The sequence below is a fragment of the Rhizobium acidisoli genome (assembly GCF_002531755.2).
In the GTDB taxonomy this organism is placed as follows: Bacteria; Pseudomonadota; Alphaproteobacteria; order Rhizobiales; family Rhizobiaceae; genus Rhizobium; species Rhizobium acidisoli.
In genome coordinates this window covers 125,955-140,202 of sequence record NZ_CP035000.1, presented here as the reverse complement: position 1 = coordinate 140,202, position 14,248 = coordinate 125,955, and the positions used below count along the sequence as shown (strand labels likewise).

Sequence of the window (14,248 nt, the reverse complement as noted above, 5' to 3'; positions counted from 1 at the left end):
CTCTCGCGTTTCGAGCACGCTCGGGCACCAGAAATGTCCGCATGCAATCATCTCTTTACAACTAACATGTTACTCTGCTACGTCTGATCCCAATAATTGGGAGGGATATATTTGACCCAGAAATTCGGGCTGTCAGTCGCTCTCGCCACGCCGTTCGACGGCAATGGCGATATCGCGATCGATGTTATGATCGCGCAGGCAAGGCGATGCCTTGCTGCCGGATGCTCCAGCGTCACGCTGTTCGGGACCACGGGTGAAGGCTCTTCGATCGGAAGCCGGGAACGTGATCGCGTCTTCGCGGCCTTTCTCGATGCCGGGATCGCGGCGAAAAACATCATCGTCGGCGTGCTGGTCGACGCCGCCGAGGATGCGGCGATGCAGGCCGACCATGCACTTTCCAAGGGCGCTCGGAATATCCTTCTCGCCCCGCCGTCCTATTTCAAGAATGTCAGCGACGACGGTGTCTTCCAGTGGTTTTCGGCCGTCTTCGCCATGCTGGGCGACAAGGCGCGCGATATCATCGTCTACAACCTTCCTTCGCTCACCATGGTTCCGCTGACCGTGTCGCTGATCGGACGGCTGCGGACCGCCTTCCCCAAGATCGTGACCGGCGTCAAGGATTCTTCCGGCGACTGGCCGTATACCGAAAGCCTGCTCAAGGCGCATGGCGATCTCATCATCCTGATTGGTGACGAACGCCACCTTGCCAAGGGCGTACGGCTCGGCGGCCAGGGGGCGATATCCGGCATGGCGAATTTCGTGCCCCGCGACGTCAAGTTGATGGCCGAAGAAGGCAAGGACGACCCCCGCATCGAGGGTTTCGTGGCCGAACTGCTGAAATATCCTGTTGTCCCCGCCGTGAAGACGATGGTGGCGCACGTGATGTCGGAGGAAATCTGGCTTGCGGTTCGTCCACCACTCGCTTCAATATCGGGTGAGGGGCAGATGCAACTCGCTCTTGCTTTCGATAAGCTTTTCCAGTCGAAAGCGGCATAGGTCAGGCATGCTGCGGGAAGAGGCGATGGACGGAATGGACGAGCAGCCGACGCTGCGGGAAAAGGCGTATGCGAGCTTCACGCGCCATCTTCTTGCGCGTGACGTGCGTCCCGGCCAGTTCGTGTCCCAGCGCCGTCTCGTGGAGCTGACGGGACTGACGCTCGGCGCCATCCGTGAGCTCATCCCCAGGCTGGAAGCCGAAGGCCTGATCAAGACCGTGCCGCAGCGGGGGCTGCAGATCGCTCACATCGATCTCAATCTGATCCGCGAGGCATTCCAGCTGCGCGTTTTCCTGGAGAAGGAGGCGGTGGCACTCTTCACCCGGTCGGCGTCGGACGAGACGATCGCCGGGCTGTTGAAGCAGCATCGGGATATCGCCGACGCCATTCGAAGCGGCGATGGCTCGCATGAACTGGAACTGCGCGCGCAGGCCGTCGATTGGGGCATGCACGACGCCTTTATCGATGCGCTTGGCAATACCATCATTTCGAACGCCTACCGCGTGAACTCGATCAAGATGCGCCTGATCAGCCAGGACCGGTTTCGCATCGAGGGTCACGTCGGGCCTGTCATGGGCGAGCATCTGAAGGTGCTCGAGGCGATTGAACGACGATCGGCGGAGGACGCCGTCAACAGCCTTGTCGCACACATCAACGGTGCAAGGGACCGTGCGCTGAGGATCTAATCGGGAATAATCAGCCGGAGATGAGGAGATCGCCGGCAAAAGGAGGAGAAATCACATGCCATCATTTTTGAATCCGACGCGGAGAGGTTTTCTGGCGGGCACGGCCGCGCTTGGCGCAAGCAGCATGCTCGGCATGCGCTCGGCATCTGCTGCCGTCGACTGGAAGCGCTTCACCGGCACCACGCTCGAGGTCAATCTGGTCAAGAGTCCGCGCAGCGAAATACTTCTGAAATACCTGCCCGAATTCGAGGAGCTCACCGGCATCAAGGTCAATGCCGAAGCGACGCCCGAGCAGCAGCAGCGCCAGAAAACGACGATCGAGCTCAGCTCCGGCAAGCCGAGCTTCGACGTCGTGCATATGAGCTATCACGTGCAGAAGCGGCAGTTCGAAAAGGGCGGCTGGCTTGCCGATATCGGTGGCTTCCTCAAGGATCCCGCGCTGACCGACCCATCGCTGATGGAGGGTGATTTCGCCGAAGCCGGCCTCGCCTTCGCCAAGGACGCCGGCGGCGCTCTGCGTTCTCTTCCCTTCTCGGTCGATTACTGGATCATCTACTGGAACAAGGCGCTGTTCGAAAAGAAGGGTCTTTCCTACCCGACGACGTTCGAAGAGCTGGCAAGTGCGGCCGAAGCCCTCACGGATCCGTCGACCAATACCTATGGTTTCGTCGCCCGCGGCCTGAAGAACGCCAACACGCCGGTCTGGACGTCGCTGCTGCTTGGTTATGGTTCGAGCCCGCTCGGCCCTGACGGCAAGCTGCGCACGACATCGCCGGAAGCAATCGATGCCGCCAAGCTTTACCAGAAGCTGATGACCAAGACCGCCCCTCCCGGCGTTTCCGGCTTCAACTGGGCCGAGGCCCAGTCGGCCTTCCTGCAGGGCAAGATCGGCATGTGGCTCGACGGCGTCGGCTTTGCACCGCCGATCGAGAATCCGGAAAAGTCGCGCGTCGTCGGCCAGGTCGGTTACGGAATCATGCCGAAGGGACCGAAGGCGCAGGCCGCGGGAACCTTCGGCGACGGGCTTGGCGTCGTCGCGGCCAGCCAGAAAAAGGAAGCCGCCTACCTCTTCTGCCAATGGGCGATTTCGCATGACATGGGTGCCCGCCTGCTGCAGGCCGGTGCCGGTGTTCCTTTCCGCCAGTCCGTCCTTGAGGATGCGAAGGTCCGCGAAGGCGTCAAGATGCCCGGCGCGTGGCTCGATGCCGTCGTCGGTTCCGGCAAGATCTCGCAGCTCGCGCTGCCGGTCATCATTCCGGTTACGGAGTTCCGCGACATCTATGGCGTCGGTCTCACCAATATGATTGGCGGCGCCGATCCGGAAGCCGAACTCAAGGCCGCGACGGCGCAATTCGAACCCGTCCTGGCGAAAAGCGAGGGATAATGGCCTCGGCAAGCATCGAAACGGCCGCAGCCGCCAAGGCCGCCTCGAAGGGAAGGAGCAACGCGGGTCGCGTTGCTCCCAACTACTGGCCCTTCGTCATCCCGGCGCTGATCGTCATTGCGGCGGTCATCGTTTTTCCATGGGTGTTTACCCTTTGGATGAGCGTCAACAGCTGGACGCTCGGCCAGTCCCAGGTCTTTGCCGGGCTGGACAACTATGCCCGCCTGGCCGTGGACATGCGCTTCTGGGAATCGCTGTGGCATACGGTGCTCTATACGACGCTCTCCGTGGTGGCGCCCCTTTTCCTGGGGACGCTCGCCGCACTGATTTTCGATACGCAATTTCCGCTGCGCGGCCTTCTGCGCGGCATATTCGTGATGCCGATGATGGCGACACCGGTCGCCATCGCCCTTGTCTGGACCATGATGTTCCATCCGCAGCTCGGCGTCCTCAACTATCTTCTTTCCTTCATCGGTATCGGCCCGCAGGAGTGGATCTATAATCAGAGCAGCGTCATCCCCTCGCTGGTGCTGGTCGAGACCTGGCAATGGACGCCGCTTATCATGCTGATCGTGCTCGGCGGCCTGGCGGCGGTCCCGCGCGAACCCTATGAAAGTGCGGAGATCGACGGCGCCAATGTCTGGCAGAAATTCCGCTATCTGACGCTGCCGATGATCGCGCCCTTCCTGATGATCGCGGTGATCATCCGCAGCATCGATGCGGTGAAAAGCTTCGACATCATCTATGCCATGACCCAGGGCGGCCCGGGAACGGCGTCGGAAACCATTAATATCTATCTCTACAACACCGCTTTCGCCTACTACGATATCGGCTATGGCTCGGCCATGGCTGTGGTTTTCTTCGTCCTCATCGTCCTGCTCTCCTTCGTCCTTCTGATGCTCCGGCAGCGCGCCAACTGGTCCGATGGAGAGGCACGCTGATGAAGCGCAAGACACTCGATCGTATCGGACTGCTGTTCGTCGCCTTGGTTATGATCTCACCGGTCGTTCTGTTCTTTCTCTGGATGATCTCGCTGTCGCTGAAATACGAGATCGACAACGGCGCCTATCCGCCGATCTTCATTCCGGAGCGTTTCGCCTGGACGAATTATCTGAAGGTCTTCGAAGAGAACAACTTCTTCCTCTATCTGTGGAATTCGGTGCTGGTGACGGGGGCCGCGACGCTTCTGGCGCTGCTGATCGGCGTGCCGGCCGGCTACGGCATCGCGCGGCTAAAGGCGGAGAAGTCTGCGATGGTCATCATGATCGCGCGTATGACGCCCGGCCTTTCCTTCCTGATCCCGCTCTTCCTGCTGTTCCAGTGGCTGAACCTGCTCGGCACGCTGATGCCGCAGATCATCATCCATCTCGTCGTCACCGTGCCGATCGTCGTGTGGATCATGATCGGTTATTTCGAGACGACGCCGATGGAGCTGGAAGAGGCTGCAAGCATCGACGGCGCGACGCCCTGGCAGATTTTCCGCCTGGTCGCCTTGCCGATCGCCAAGCCCGGCATTGTCGTCGCCTTCATCCTGTCGGTCATCTTCTCCTGGAACAACTTCGTCTTCGGCATCGTTCTCGCCAGCCGCGAGACGCGAACGCTTCCGGTCGCGGTCTACAACATGCTCTCATTCGAACAGGTCAGTTGGGGGCCGCTTGCGGCGGCGGCGTTGATCGTTACCTTGCCAGTGCTGATATTGACGGTGTTTGCGCAACGGCAGATCGTGGCGGGGCTGACGGCCGGCGCCGTCAAGTGAGCAGGTGAGACGACGGTTTTGACGAGTTCTTCCGTGTTCGATTCGCCTGCCGATCCGGGGCGCAGCGTTTTGTGCGTCGGCGCGGCCGTCCTGGACACGCTGTTTCGCGTGCGCTCGTTGCCGACCGGCCAAGGCAAAATTCTCCCCTACGATATGCTGCAGATCGCCGAAGGTATGGCGTCAAGCGCGGCCTTTGCCGTCGCCCGGCTGGGCGGCCATGCCAGCCTCTGGGGCGCGGTCGGTGATGATGCCACCGGCGAACGCATCATTGCCGACCTGGGCAAGAGCGGTATCGATACGGGCGGTATGGTCCGTGTGGCAGGCGCCCATTCGGCGGTCTCGACGATCCTTGTCGACGATCAGGGCGAGCGTTTGATCGTGCCCTTCTACGATGCGGCCCTGCACGAGACGGTCAAGCCGGTCACAAAGCAGGACCTGTCCGCTTTCGATGCGGTGCTGGTCGACGTTCGTTGGCCGAAGCTTGCATTGCGGACGCTGTCGGCCGCCGGAGAGGCAGGCAAGCCGGCCATCCTCGATGGCGACGTTGCAGGCGACGGCGTGATCGAGATGCTGGCGCCGGCTGCCAGTCACATCGTGTTCTCGCAGCCGGCCGCCGAGCGCCTGACCGGAACTGCCGAGCCGGCGAAGGCCGTCGGCCTTCTCCGGCGAAAGTTCGAGCACGCCTTCACCAGCGTCACCTCAGGGGAAAACGGCTCTTTCTGGTTCGACGACCAAACCAGCGAAATCGCCCATCTTGCCGCTCCGAAGGTGAAGGCCGTCGATACGCTCGCAGCAGGCGATATCTTCCACGGCGCTTTCGCTCTGGCGATCGCAGAAGGCATGTCGATCGCCGAGACGATGCGCTTGTCCTCCATGGCGGCAGCGCTCAAATGCCAGGTGTTCGGTGGCCGTATCGGCGCGCCCACAAGAGCCGAGGTTTGCGATGCGCTGCGGGGTTGGGACGCGCTGGTGACGACGATGAGAGATCGCTAAGCGCGTTTTGTGAATCGCAATCCAGAATCCCCGCACATTTTGAGCGACATCACGATCAAAAGAGGTCCGAAAGCCAGTAGCAGAGCGCTGAAATCGTTGCTGCGGCGGGAAGTGTGACAATCCAGGCAATAACAATATTGCCGGCCAGGCCCCAGCGAACAGCAGACAGTCGTCGGGAGGCACCGACGCCGATGATGGCGCCGGTGATCGTGTGCGTCGTCGAGACCGGGATGCCCAGCCAAGTTGCGCCGAACAGCGTCAATGCTCCGCCGGTTTCGGCACAGAAGCCCTGCATCGGGTTGAGGCGCGTGATCTTCGATCCCATGGTGTGGACGATGCGCCATCCGCCGCAAAGCGTGCCGAGCGCCATTGCGCCTTGGCATGAGAGAACGACCCAGAGCGGCACATGGAAGCCGCCGGTCAGATAGCCTTGCGAATAGAGCAACACGGCAATGATGCCCATCGTCTTTTGAGCGTCGTTGCCGCCGTGGCCGAGGGAATAGAGCGAGGCGGAGACAAACTGGAAAACCCGGAATGTCCGATCGACAGCGAAAGGCGTCTGTCGCACGAAGATCCACGACACGATCAGGATGAGCAGCAGCGCAAGGAAAAACCCGATCGCCGGCGACATCACGATGGCGCCGGCCGTTTTCAACAATCCGCTCCACACGATCGAACTGAAACCTGTCTTCATCAGACCGGCACCGACCAACCCGCCGACCAGTGCATGCGATGAACTCGAAGGGATGCCGAAGACCCAGGTGACAATGTTCCAGACGATCGCGCCCACCAATGCCGCGAAGATCACCTGCGGCGTGACGATGGCCGGATCGATAATGCCGGTCCCGAGTGTTTCTGCGACGTGCAAACCAAAGAACAAGAAGGCGATGAAATTGAAAAAAGCCGCCCAAAACACTGCATATTGCGGACGCAGCACCCGCGTCGACACGATCGTGGCAATGGAATTGGCCGCATCGTGCAGGCCGTTGAGGAAGTCAAAGAAGAGTGCAACGGCCACGAGAGCGGCCAGAAGGGGGAGGGCGAGGGTGGCTTCCATCAAACGTTCTCGATGACGATGCCACTGATTTCATTGGCGACATCCTCGAAACGGTCGACGACCTTCTCAAGCTCGCCATAGATCTCGCTGCCGATAAGATATGCCATCGCATTCGATGCGCCGTGGCGGCGGTAAAGATCCTTCAGTCCTTGCTCATGCAACTCGTCGGACCGGCCCTCGACCCGTGTTACTTCTTCCGCCAGCGCGGCCAGGCGAGGAGCATTGGTGCTGATCCGGTCGAGAAGAGGAAGGGCCTCGGCGATCAAATGGGCCGCCTGGACGATCGTCTTTCCCATTTCCTGCATCACGGGGTCGAAGCTTTTCTGCTCGAACAGCCGGATGGTCTTCACCGTCTTCTGCATCATGTCGATCGCATCGTCCATCGACTGGATGAGATCCTTGATATCGCCGCGGTCGAACGGCGTGACGAAACTGCGGCGCACCGCAAGCAGCACCTCGCGGGTAATGTCGTCGGCTTCATTCTCCAACTGGATGATCCGGGCGCAATGGCCTTCAATGTCCGTGCCGCCCAAGAGTTCGTTAAGCGCTTCGGCCGCACCGACGACGGTCTTAGAGTGTTGGGCGAAGAGATCGAAGAAACGATCTTCCCGCGGCATGAGTTTTCGAAACCAGCTTAACATCGGCGCTCCATGGCTGTCACAAAAGCGTCATAAAGCACGGTGGCTGTCATGGAAAGCCTCGAGGTCAATGGACAAATTGTCCGAAGGGTGAATCAGGAATTGCAATCCTCGAACCGCAGAAATTAAATCGAAAGACTCGACGCGGGCAATTAACAGGCTAGAAGTCGAGTTGGAGTCCTGAAATTCCCATGAAGGGAAAAATCCTTTGACAGGACTCGTGCAATGGCTAAAGCTATGCTTACACGAAAACGAAAAGAGCCAGTGCGGGAACACCGGCTCTCTCGATAGCTTACCGCTTTCACGGTTTCGTGGTCGTATCGGAGCCGTCTTCATGGTGCTTAAACCATGGGACGGCTTCCTTCATTTCCGCAGCGAAGTGAAGACCGTATATGATCGTCATCGACGCGTACGTAGCTATCACCGCCCACTTCAGTACCATGTTGACCATGGTCACCTCCGCTGTTTGGTGCATTAACACGAGCAATGTACGAGACTTCAGTATTCGCGCACAAGGGCGAAATCTGTGTATGCCCCAACGTCCACAAGTCAAATTTTTTTCTCGTGTAGTTTCAATGGCATAAGCTGCACGGTCTGTGGATTAAAGGCGTGAACGGACGGCGAACAAAGTTTCGCTTTTCGGTCACACCTGATGATTCGGTTGATCGAGCCGGTGGAATCGCCTTGACGATTCTCCGAATCGTTTGCCGAAAGCCAGTTATCCACAGCCCGCCGATCCCAATTCCGAAGCCATGGACCCCTCGGACACGTAGAGCAGTCACGAAAGCGCTGCGCCGGTGCCCAGCCGGGACTAATAGCTGGGCCTCCCGAGACGAAGACCCTTCCTGAGCATGAAGTAACAAAGGGTCACCTCCCCCCTATTCCAATCCTGAAGATGACCAACGTGAACATCCAGCACGTCACCACAGACCGTGGGCCTTTGACGATCGCCACCTATGAAGGCATGGCGGCCTCGCCTCCCCGGAACCTTGTCGGCCGCCGAAGTCGATCGGCAGCTGAAGATCATGCGGGAGCTCGACGCCCAGCAGAAGAAAGCGACATCATGAACCAGATCCACGATCTCCTCTCGCGAGCCCAGGACCTGATCCGCGATCCTGCTAAGTGGGCCACAGGTTGGTTTGCCCGGGACGTTGAACAGGCCGCTCCTCGGTAATGGCACAGACCCTGACCGATTCTACTCAATTTATGAGTTCATGGCCTAGAATGAGCATTCCATCGACGAACTTGCCTCCGGTTTGGGGCGCAAGATTCCTGCGGATAATTCATAGGAGGGATGGCAAATCAGTTGTCGTCGTTAGACAGTTCACGCAAATGGTGAATGTGGGGCTCGGCGCGGTAGGCCCCTTGTTAGAAAAGCCCTTCTCGGTTCTTACGGATTTAATTGAGCGAGAATGTACGAAGACAACACGACATTTGTGATTGGCGCGGGTGCCAGCCAAGAGTTCGGATTACCAGTCGGCTGGGACCTGCTCACACAAATCCGCGATAATAGTTTCTTCTTGTTTGATGGCGGAGCCTATCCGTCGAGAGGAGCAAGGGCGATCTACGAAGCGGTTTATGGCAAGCATCAAGACGATCCCGAGATGATCAAGAGGATCTTTCAGGGCTTTGTCGACATTCATAGGCGCGTGGTCACGGCGGAATCGATCGACGAGTACATCAATCGCCACAGCGATGATGCGGTGATCGCTGAAATCAGCAAACTCCAAATCGCGTTTGCGATCATGCATGCAGAGGTCAATTCGAACCTCGTCCCCCATGCGGGCAGCCTAGCTGATGGCGTCAATTGGGACAATGCCGACAGCTCGTGGATTGGACCGTTTGCAAGAAAACTGTTCGAGGGAGTTAGAGCAAGTGAAGTCGAAACAATCGGTAGCAATATCTCGATCATCTGCTTCAATTACGACCGCTGCATCGAGCATTACCTCGAGTATGCAATCCAGCGGGCTTATCGCGACGTTGATCGCAAGCTAGCTCGGCAAATCGTCAAGAGCATGAACATCATTCACCCTTACGGATCGCTCGGAGACATCAGTCGGGTCGCATTCGGGACCCCGCTTGAGCATGTCGATTTGTACCACGTTACGAAAAGCCTGATCACATGGTCAGAATCGATCCAAGAAGATAATTTGGTAGAAGATATACACGAGGCCATTAGAGACGCACGAAACATTGTCTTTATGGGTTTCGCCTTCGCCAATCAGAATATGCGCCTACTCAACGCGTCGGTAGATGATGCAAAGAGCTACTTCACGAAAGTCTACGCAACTGGTTATGGTCTAACGCCGGATGTTGAGAGGAAACTCAAGAAGCAAATTACAGCGCTTTATGCCAACAATAGTGAGGATCCGAGATATCATAACTGGATCAATATCAAGTATGGCATGAAGTGTGCTGAATTTTTCAAGACTCAACATTTGAATTTCATGATGTAAGCAGCGGTGAGACTGTTGGTCCGTCCCCCGCCGACTTGCCTCGATTACGATGCGGAGCTAGAAATCATTTCGATGGCCGTGGCATCCACTGTACCCATAGCTGCTCCGTGGTCGAACTGGACCCACACCTTATCTTCGACGGTCGCCACGACCGTCCCTTCGATGTGCTTTGAGTCGGTTTTACGAATACGATCACCCTTGGAAAAGTGAGGCACGCGGATCTCGAGCTGATCGGGCGTCACCAGAAAGGTGTCGCGTTGATCACCTACCCTGATGCTGACCTTCCCACTCAGAACGGGGTAGTTCACTTCGTTGTCGCTATAGTGGTTGTCAACGACTGCCTGGAGGGTGACGATGTCACCCTTGCGAAATTTATGGGTCATTAGTGGGTCCTTTCGCAGAAGAGTTTCCTCATGGGATCTCCGTGATGAAGGTTGCGGGGAGTCCGGTAGCTTCTCCACCACAGGGGAGACATTCCGGGAAAGGCGGGAGTAGTGCGTACTCTCAAAGAAAAGGCCCGCACTAGGCGGGCCTGGTCACAAGTCTAGAGGTTCGATCGGGCCCAAGCGGCATCACCCCCTTTCTGGATCGAGTGCTCAACCCTTAATAATAGCAAGAATTCAGCCGGATGCGTCCGAATCTTCCTGATGGCTGAAGAATTCGGGACATAAGCCTTGAGCTGGGCCGCACTGCCTATGCACCCGCAGAATTTAGGACGAATGTTCATCTGAACATTTGATCATGGCAAGTGAGCAACGCCCGTTATCAGGCAGAGCAATCGTAAGCGAGATTTTCCATGCACATTGACGTTGGCGGCATCTCCGAACGGGCTCTTTTTGCGAAGCGATATCCGGCTCTATCAGTCGGCGGAGGGTTTGGAGAAGTTGAACGGCAGCAGGTTGCCGATGTCGTCGGCTTCTTTGCGCTGAGGCAACTCAGTGAGCACGTGGCGCAGCCAGGAGAGCGGATCGACGCCGCAGGCTCGGCAAGTTAGCATCAGGCTGTAGATCACGGCGCTTGCCCTGGCTCCGTCGGCGGTATCGCTGAACAGCCAAGATTTTCTTCCGGTCGCAAAAACTCTGATGTCGCGTTCCAGAATGTTGTTATCGATCGGCATCATGCCGTCGCTGGTGTAGCGCGTCAGATAATCCCATTGGTTCAGGGTGTAGGACACGGCATCGCCTAGCTTGGTATCCGGTACGACCTTTGGCGCGATATTGTCGAGCCATGACTTGAGTGCGGCCAGGACAGGCAAGCTATGCTGTTGCCGGAAACGGCGAACGCAATCGGCCTGCGTTTCACCGGTGTTGGGCTTGCTCTCTCGTGCCTGCTTTTCGATCCGATAGAGCTGCTCGAAGAAGCGGAGCGCCTGCTCCGGCGGTCCGCCTCCATTCTTCCTGGTTTTGAGAGCCTCGACAAAGCGCCGCCGTGAATGAGCCATGCATCCGACATGGGTTGCGCCATGCAATGTGCGCCAGGCTGTATAGCCATCGCTCACCAATATGCCGCGGTAGTCGCCGAGAAAGGTCTGCGGGTGGACCTGACCGCGGCCCGGTTGATAATCGAGAAGCACGATTGGCTCGTCACTGTCCTCGCTGCTGCGGTATGCCCACATGTAAGACGTGCTGGTGGCTTCCTTGTTCTTTTCTTTCAGGACTTGAACGGTCGTCTCATCGCCATGAACAAGAGGCTGCGATCGAAGCCGCAGCTTCAGAGCGTCATAAATACGATGCAGGTGCTTCTCACTCGAGCCAATCACCCAGTGAGCGAGAGCACCTCGGCTGATCGGAACGCCGGCACGCTCGAATGTCTGAGCCACGCGGTAGAGCGGCGTTCCATCGACGTATTTGTGGACGAGCGCGAAAGCCAGTGTCGAGGCGGTGGCAATGCTGCCCGGCAATGGTTGCGGCGGCATCGATGCGATAACGACAGGCGTGTTGATCCCGGTACGGTCGCAATGGCGGCAGGCGTACTTGAACCGCACATTCTGCAGGACCTTTGCCTTGACCTCGATATGGAGCTGCTCGGTAACGGCCTCGCCCATGCGATGCATTTGGCTGTTGCAGCATGGACAGGCCTTCTGATCGTGGGGAAGGTCGTATTCGACACGCTCGCGCGGCAGGTCTTCTGGTAGAGGTCTGCGGCCCCGCTTTTTACCCACGGCGCCATCGACTGCTGGCAGGCCTGTATCCGGGAGATCGGCAACGCCGTCGCCATAATCACGATCACTCTCGTCCGCGGCTTCTTCGGCTTCGTTGAAGAGGCGGTCAATGTGCTTTTCGCTGCGCGGCGCAAATCGATGCAGCCTTGCGAGCGCCAGTTCTTCTTCCAGCTTGACGACCCGTCGCGAGAGCGCTTCCTTCTCAGCTTTGAGCGCAGCGATTTCGGCGGCATTTGCCGCCAACTGCGCCATCAGTTCTGCAACGCTCGGCTCGCCGGTTCGGGTCATCCCAGTTTTGAATCTGAACCGCCCCGTTGCGTCAACAGTTCAATTCGCCGCCTTCAACCGGCGATCTGATATTGCCGCACCGGATGACGGATCATCGCGTCGATATCAATCCCGTCGAGAATCCAGTGGAGCTGCTCGGTCGTCAGTGTAACCACCGCCGCCTCTCGGCGCGGCCATCGGAACTTGTCTTCCGTCAACCGCTTCAGGATCAACACAAAGCCCGAGCGGTCAAAGAACAGCAGCTTAACCCGGTCACGGCGACGATTGCAGAAGGCAAAAACTGCGGGAGCAAACGGGTCCAACGCCATCGTCTCCTGGACCAGGACCGCAAGGCTGTTGATGCCGGCCCGGAAGTCGATGGGCTCTCGATGCAGGTAGACCTTCAGATCAGCGCCCAGTCTGAACATGACCCAACGCTCCTATGATTGCGATCAGTCGACTCTCATCGTCGCACTCGACGGTCAGGCTGATCCCGTTGGGTAGGAGTGCGCTCACCTTGGATGCATGACACGGCTTGCCCGCCGCCACGCTCTTCGTCAGTAAATCGCCGCCAGAACCCGGCCGCATAGCTGGAGCAATCTGAACTGGAACAAAAGCCGAGACCGATGGCGAAGGATGCTGCTCCAGTTCCTTCTTTATCCACTTACGAACGAGATTGGCATTCACACCGTATTCCCGTGCTAGCCGAGAGACCGAAACGCCGGGTTCTAAACACGCTGCAACGAGCAGATCACGAGACGCAGGGTCATATCGACGGCGGCCATCGCGACCAACAAGCCGCACCTGCAGTTTAGGAGTATCGTTCATGATTTGGTGTCCACCTATTTTTGGTGGACACTTCATGCATCAGAGCACTGCGCCTCAGAAGGCGCATAGAAATTCGCGCTTACGAGCAATCGGCCGAGGCAATGCCTGAGAAGTACCGGTTCTCTCTTGGCGTTACGCCGCCGGGGACCGCGCCCGGTTTTGTCGTTCCGGACAGTATCCCTCAGCTTTTGACCGAACCGGCGGTCATGCCCGCCAGGAAATAGCGTTGGGCAACCAGGTAAAGCACCAGGAGGGGAAGGGATCCCAGTACGCTCATCGCCATCATTTCATTCCATTCGAAAGCGTGCTGGCCCATCAGCAGCTGGATGCCGATCGGAACGGTTCTGAGATCCATCGATTTTGTCAGCGTCAGCGCGAAGAGGAATTCGTTCCAGGCCAGCAGAAAGGTGTAGACCGCGGTGGCGACGATCCCGGGGATGGAGACGGGCACAATGACGCGCCACAGCGCCGTCCAGCTCGAGCCGCCGTCGACAAGGACGGCCTCGTCCAATTCCTTCGGCAAGGTGTTGAGGTAACCTGTCATCAGCAGGACGGCGTAAGGCAGAGTGAAGACCATATAGGTCAGGATCAGTGCCAGATAGGTGTCGAAGATCCGGAAGGCGACGACCATGCCGAAATAGGGGATGAGAAGGGTGATCGGCGGAACGGTCTGGGTGCTGATGATGAAGATGTTCAAGGTGTTCTTGAAGCGGAACGAGTAGCGGCTGAAGCCATAGGCGGTCAGGATGGCGATGACGAGGGTCAGGCAGGTGACGACGCCGGCGACGAAGTAGCTGTTGATGAAGAACCGCACTTTCACCGGATCGTTGAAGATCGTCAGATAGGCGGCCAGGGTAAAATCCTCCGGCAAAAGCCGCGGCGGAAGAGCGAAGATCTCCGTGTTCGATTTCAGTGAGCTGAAAAACATCCAGACGATCGGGAAAGACGAAAAGACAAGGCCGACGGCCAGCCCGAGATAGGTCAGGATGGTTGGCAGTATCGAGTTCTTGGAACGCTTTGCCATGGC

General features: G+C 58.1%; 14 protein-coding genes. 7 read left to right on the top strand and 7 right to left on the bottom strand.

The window, feature by feature from the left end; genetic code table 11:
* Window positions 1-111: 111 nt before the first annotated feature.
* The 6 genes from CO657_RS26315 to CO657_RS26290 are packed head-to-tail and all read left to right on the top strand — an operon-like array spanning window position 112 to window position 5,814.
* Window positions 112-996 (top strand): dihydrodipicolinate synthase family protein, encoded by an 885-nt coding sequence (locus CO657_RS26315; RefSeq protein ID WP_054186083.1) that lies wholly within the window; start codon window positions 112-114, stop codon window positions 994-996.
* A gap of 7 nt (window positions 997-1,003) precedes the next feature.
* On the top strand, window positions 1,004-1,681 hold the full coding sequence (locus tag CO657_RS26310; RefSeq protein ID WP_012556246.1) for a GntR family transcriptional regulator: 678 nt from the start codon (window positions 1,004-1,006) through the stop codon (window positions 1,679-1,681).
* A gap of 55 nt (window positions 1,682-1,736) precedes the next feature.
* Complete coding sequence (locus CO657_RS26305) at window positions 1,737-3,065, top strand: ABC transporter substrate-binding protein (protein ID WP_054186084.1); 1,329 nt, start codon at window positions 1,737-1,739, stop codon at window positions 3,063-3,065.
* The gene (locus tag CO657_RS26300; RefSeq protein ID WP_003576105.1) at window positions 3,065-4,006 is read left to right on the top strand and encodes a carbohydrate ABC transporter permease; all 942 of its coding nucleotides are present in this window, start codon (window positions 3,065-3,067) and stop codon (window positions 4,004-4,006) included. The genes CO657_RS26305 and CO657_RS26300 overlap by 1 nt, the downstream gene beginning before the upstream one ends.
* Window positions 4,006-4,821 (top strand): carbohydrate ABC transporter permease, encoded by an 816-nt coding sequence (locus CO657_RS26295; protein WP_003591396.1) that lies wholly within the window; start codon window positions 4,006-4,008, stop codon window positions 4,819-4,821. Before CO657_RS26300 ends, CO657_RS26295 begins: the two co-directional genes overlap by 1 nt.
* A gap of 18 nt (window positions 4,822-4,839) precedes the next feature.
* A complete protein-coding gene (locus CO657_RS26290) occupies window positions 4,840-5,814 on the top strand; it encodes a sugar kinase (protein WP_054186085.1) in 975 nt (324 codons plus the stop codon).
* A gap of 55 nt (window positions 5,815-5,869) precedes the next feature.
* Here the strand turns inward: CO657_RS26290 and CO657_RS26285 are convergent, their stop codons facing one another.
* Window positions 5,870-6,871: an inorganic phosphate transporter gene (locus CO657_RS26285; protein ID WP_054186086.1), complete on the bottom strand. Its 1,002-nt coding sequence runs from the start codon at window positions 6,869-6,871 to the stop codon at window positions 5,870-5,872.
* Window positions 6,871-7,512 (bottom strand): DUF47 family protein, encoded by a 642-nt coding sequence (locus CO657_RS26280; protein ID WP_054186087.1) that lies wholly within the window; start codon window positions 7,510-7,512, stop codon window positions 6,871-6,873. The genes CO657_RS26285 and CO657_RS26280 overlap by 1 nt, the downstream gene beginning before the upstream one ends.
* Window positions 7,513-8,921: 1,409 nt before the next feature.
* Here CO657_RS26280 and CO657_RS26275 point away from each other — a divergent pair.
* Entirely contained in the window at window positions 8,922-9,965 is a 1,044-nt protein-coding gene (locus CO657_RS26275; RefSeq protein ID WP_054186089.1) for an SIR2 family protein, read from the top strand.
* A 44-nt stretch (window positions 9,966-10,009) separates the two neighbouring features.
* On the opposite strand, the gene CO657_RS26270 is transcribed toward CO657_RS26275, so the two are convergent.
* The 5 genes from CO657_RS26270 to CO657_RS26250 all read right to left on the bottom strand — a co-directional run bounded on the left by CO657_RS26270 (window position 10,010) and on the right by CO657_RS26250 (window position 14,245).
* Window positions 10,010-10,348 carry a hypothetical protein gene (locus CO657_RS26270; RefSeq protein WP_054186090.1) on the bottom strand — a complete coding sequence of 113 codons (339 nt, stop codon included), beginning with the start codon at window positions 10,346-10,348 and terminating at the stop codon, window positions 10,010-10,012.
* Window positions 10,349-10,824: 476 nt separating this feature from the next.
* Window positions 10,825-12,414 (bottom strand): IS66 family transposase, encoded by a 1,590-nt coding sequence (gene tnpC, locus CO657_RS26265; RefSeq protein WP_128715614.1) that lies wholly within the window; start codon window positions 12,412-12,414, stop codon window positions 10,825-10,827.
* Window positions 12,415-12,467: 53 nt separating this feature from the next.
* Complete coding sequence (tnpB, locus tag CO657_RS26260; protein WP_054186397.1) at window positions 12,468-12,821, bottom strand: IS66 family insertion sequence element accessory protein TnpB; 354 nt, start codon at window positions 12,819-12,821, stop codon at window positions 12,468-12,470.
* Complete coding sequence (gene tnpA / locus CO657_RS26255) at window positions 12,802-13,221, bottom strand: IS66-like element accessory protein TnpA (RefSeq protein ID WP_082366448.1); 420 nt, start codon at window positions 13,219-13,221, stop codon at window positions 12,802-12,804. Before tnpA ends, tnpB begins: the two co-directional genes overlap by 20 nt.
* A 181-nt stretch (window positions 13,222-13,402) precedes the next feature.
* Window positions 13,403-14,245 carry a carbohydrate ABC transporter permease gene (locus tag CO657_RS26250; protein WP_054185280.1) on the bottom strand — a complete coding sequence of 281 codons (843 nt, stop codon included), beginning with the start codon at window positions 14,243-14,245 and terminating at the stop codon, window positions 13,403-13,405.
* Window positions 14,246-14,248: the final 3 nt, after the last annotated feature.

Bases quoted from the DNA above. Each gene is read 5' to 3' on its own strand.
- CO657_RS26295 (WP_003591396.1), top strand. From the start codon at position 4,006: ATGAAGCGCAAGACACTCGATCGTATCGGACTGCTGTTCGTCGCCTTG.
- tnpC (WP_128715614.1), bottom strand. From the start codon at position 12,414: ATGACCCGAACCGGCGAGCCGAGCGTTGCAGAACTGATGGCGCAGTTG.
- CO657_RS26305 (WP_054186084.1), top strand. From the start codon at position 1,737: ATGCCATCATTTTTGAATCCGACGCGGAGAGGTTTTCTGGCGGGCACG.
- tnpB (WP_054186397.1), bottom strand. From the start codon at position 12,821: ATGTTCAGACTGGGCGCTGATCTGAAGGTCTACCTGCATCGAGAGCCC.
- CO657_RS26285 (WP_054186086.1), bottom strand. From the start codon at position 6,871: ATGGAAGCCACCCTCGCCCTCCCCCTTCTGGCCGCTCTCGTGGCCGTT.
- tnpA (WP_082366448.1), bottom strand. From the start codon at position 13,221: ATGAACGATACTCCTAAACTGCAGGTGCGGCTTGTTGGTCGCGATGGC.
- CO657_RS26270 (WP_054186090.1), bottom strand. From the start codon at position 10,348: ATGACCCATAAATTTCGCAAGGGTGACATCGTCACCCTCCAGGCAGTC.
- CO657_RS26280 (WP_054186087.1), bottom strand. From the start codon at position 7,512: ATGTTAAGCTGGTTTCGAAAACTCATGCCGCGGGAAGATCGTTTCTTC.
- CO657_RS26250 (WP_054185280.1), bottom strand. From the start codon at position 14,245: ATGGCAAAGCGTTCCAAGAACTCGATACTGCCAACCATCCTGACCTAT.
- CO657_RS26275 (WP_054186089.1), top strand. From the start codon at position 8,922: ATGTACGAAGACAACACGACATTTGTGATTGGCGCGGGTGCCAGCCAA.
- CO657_RS26300 (WP_003576105.1), top strand. From the start codon at position 3,065: ATGGCCTCGGCAAGCATCGAAACGGCCGCAGCCGCCAAGGCCGCCTCG.
- CO657_RS26310 (WP_012556246.1), top strand. From the start codon at position 1,004: ATGCTGCGGGAAGAGGCGATGGACGGAATGGACGAGCAGCCGACGCTG.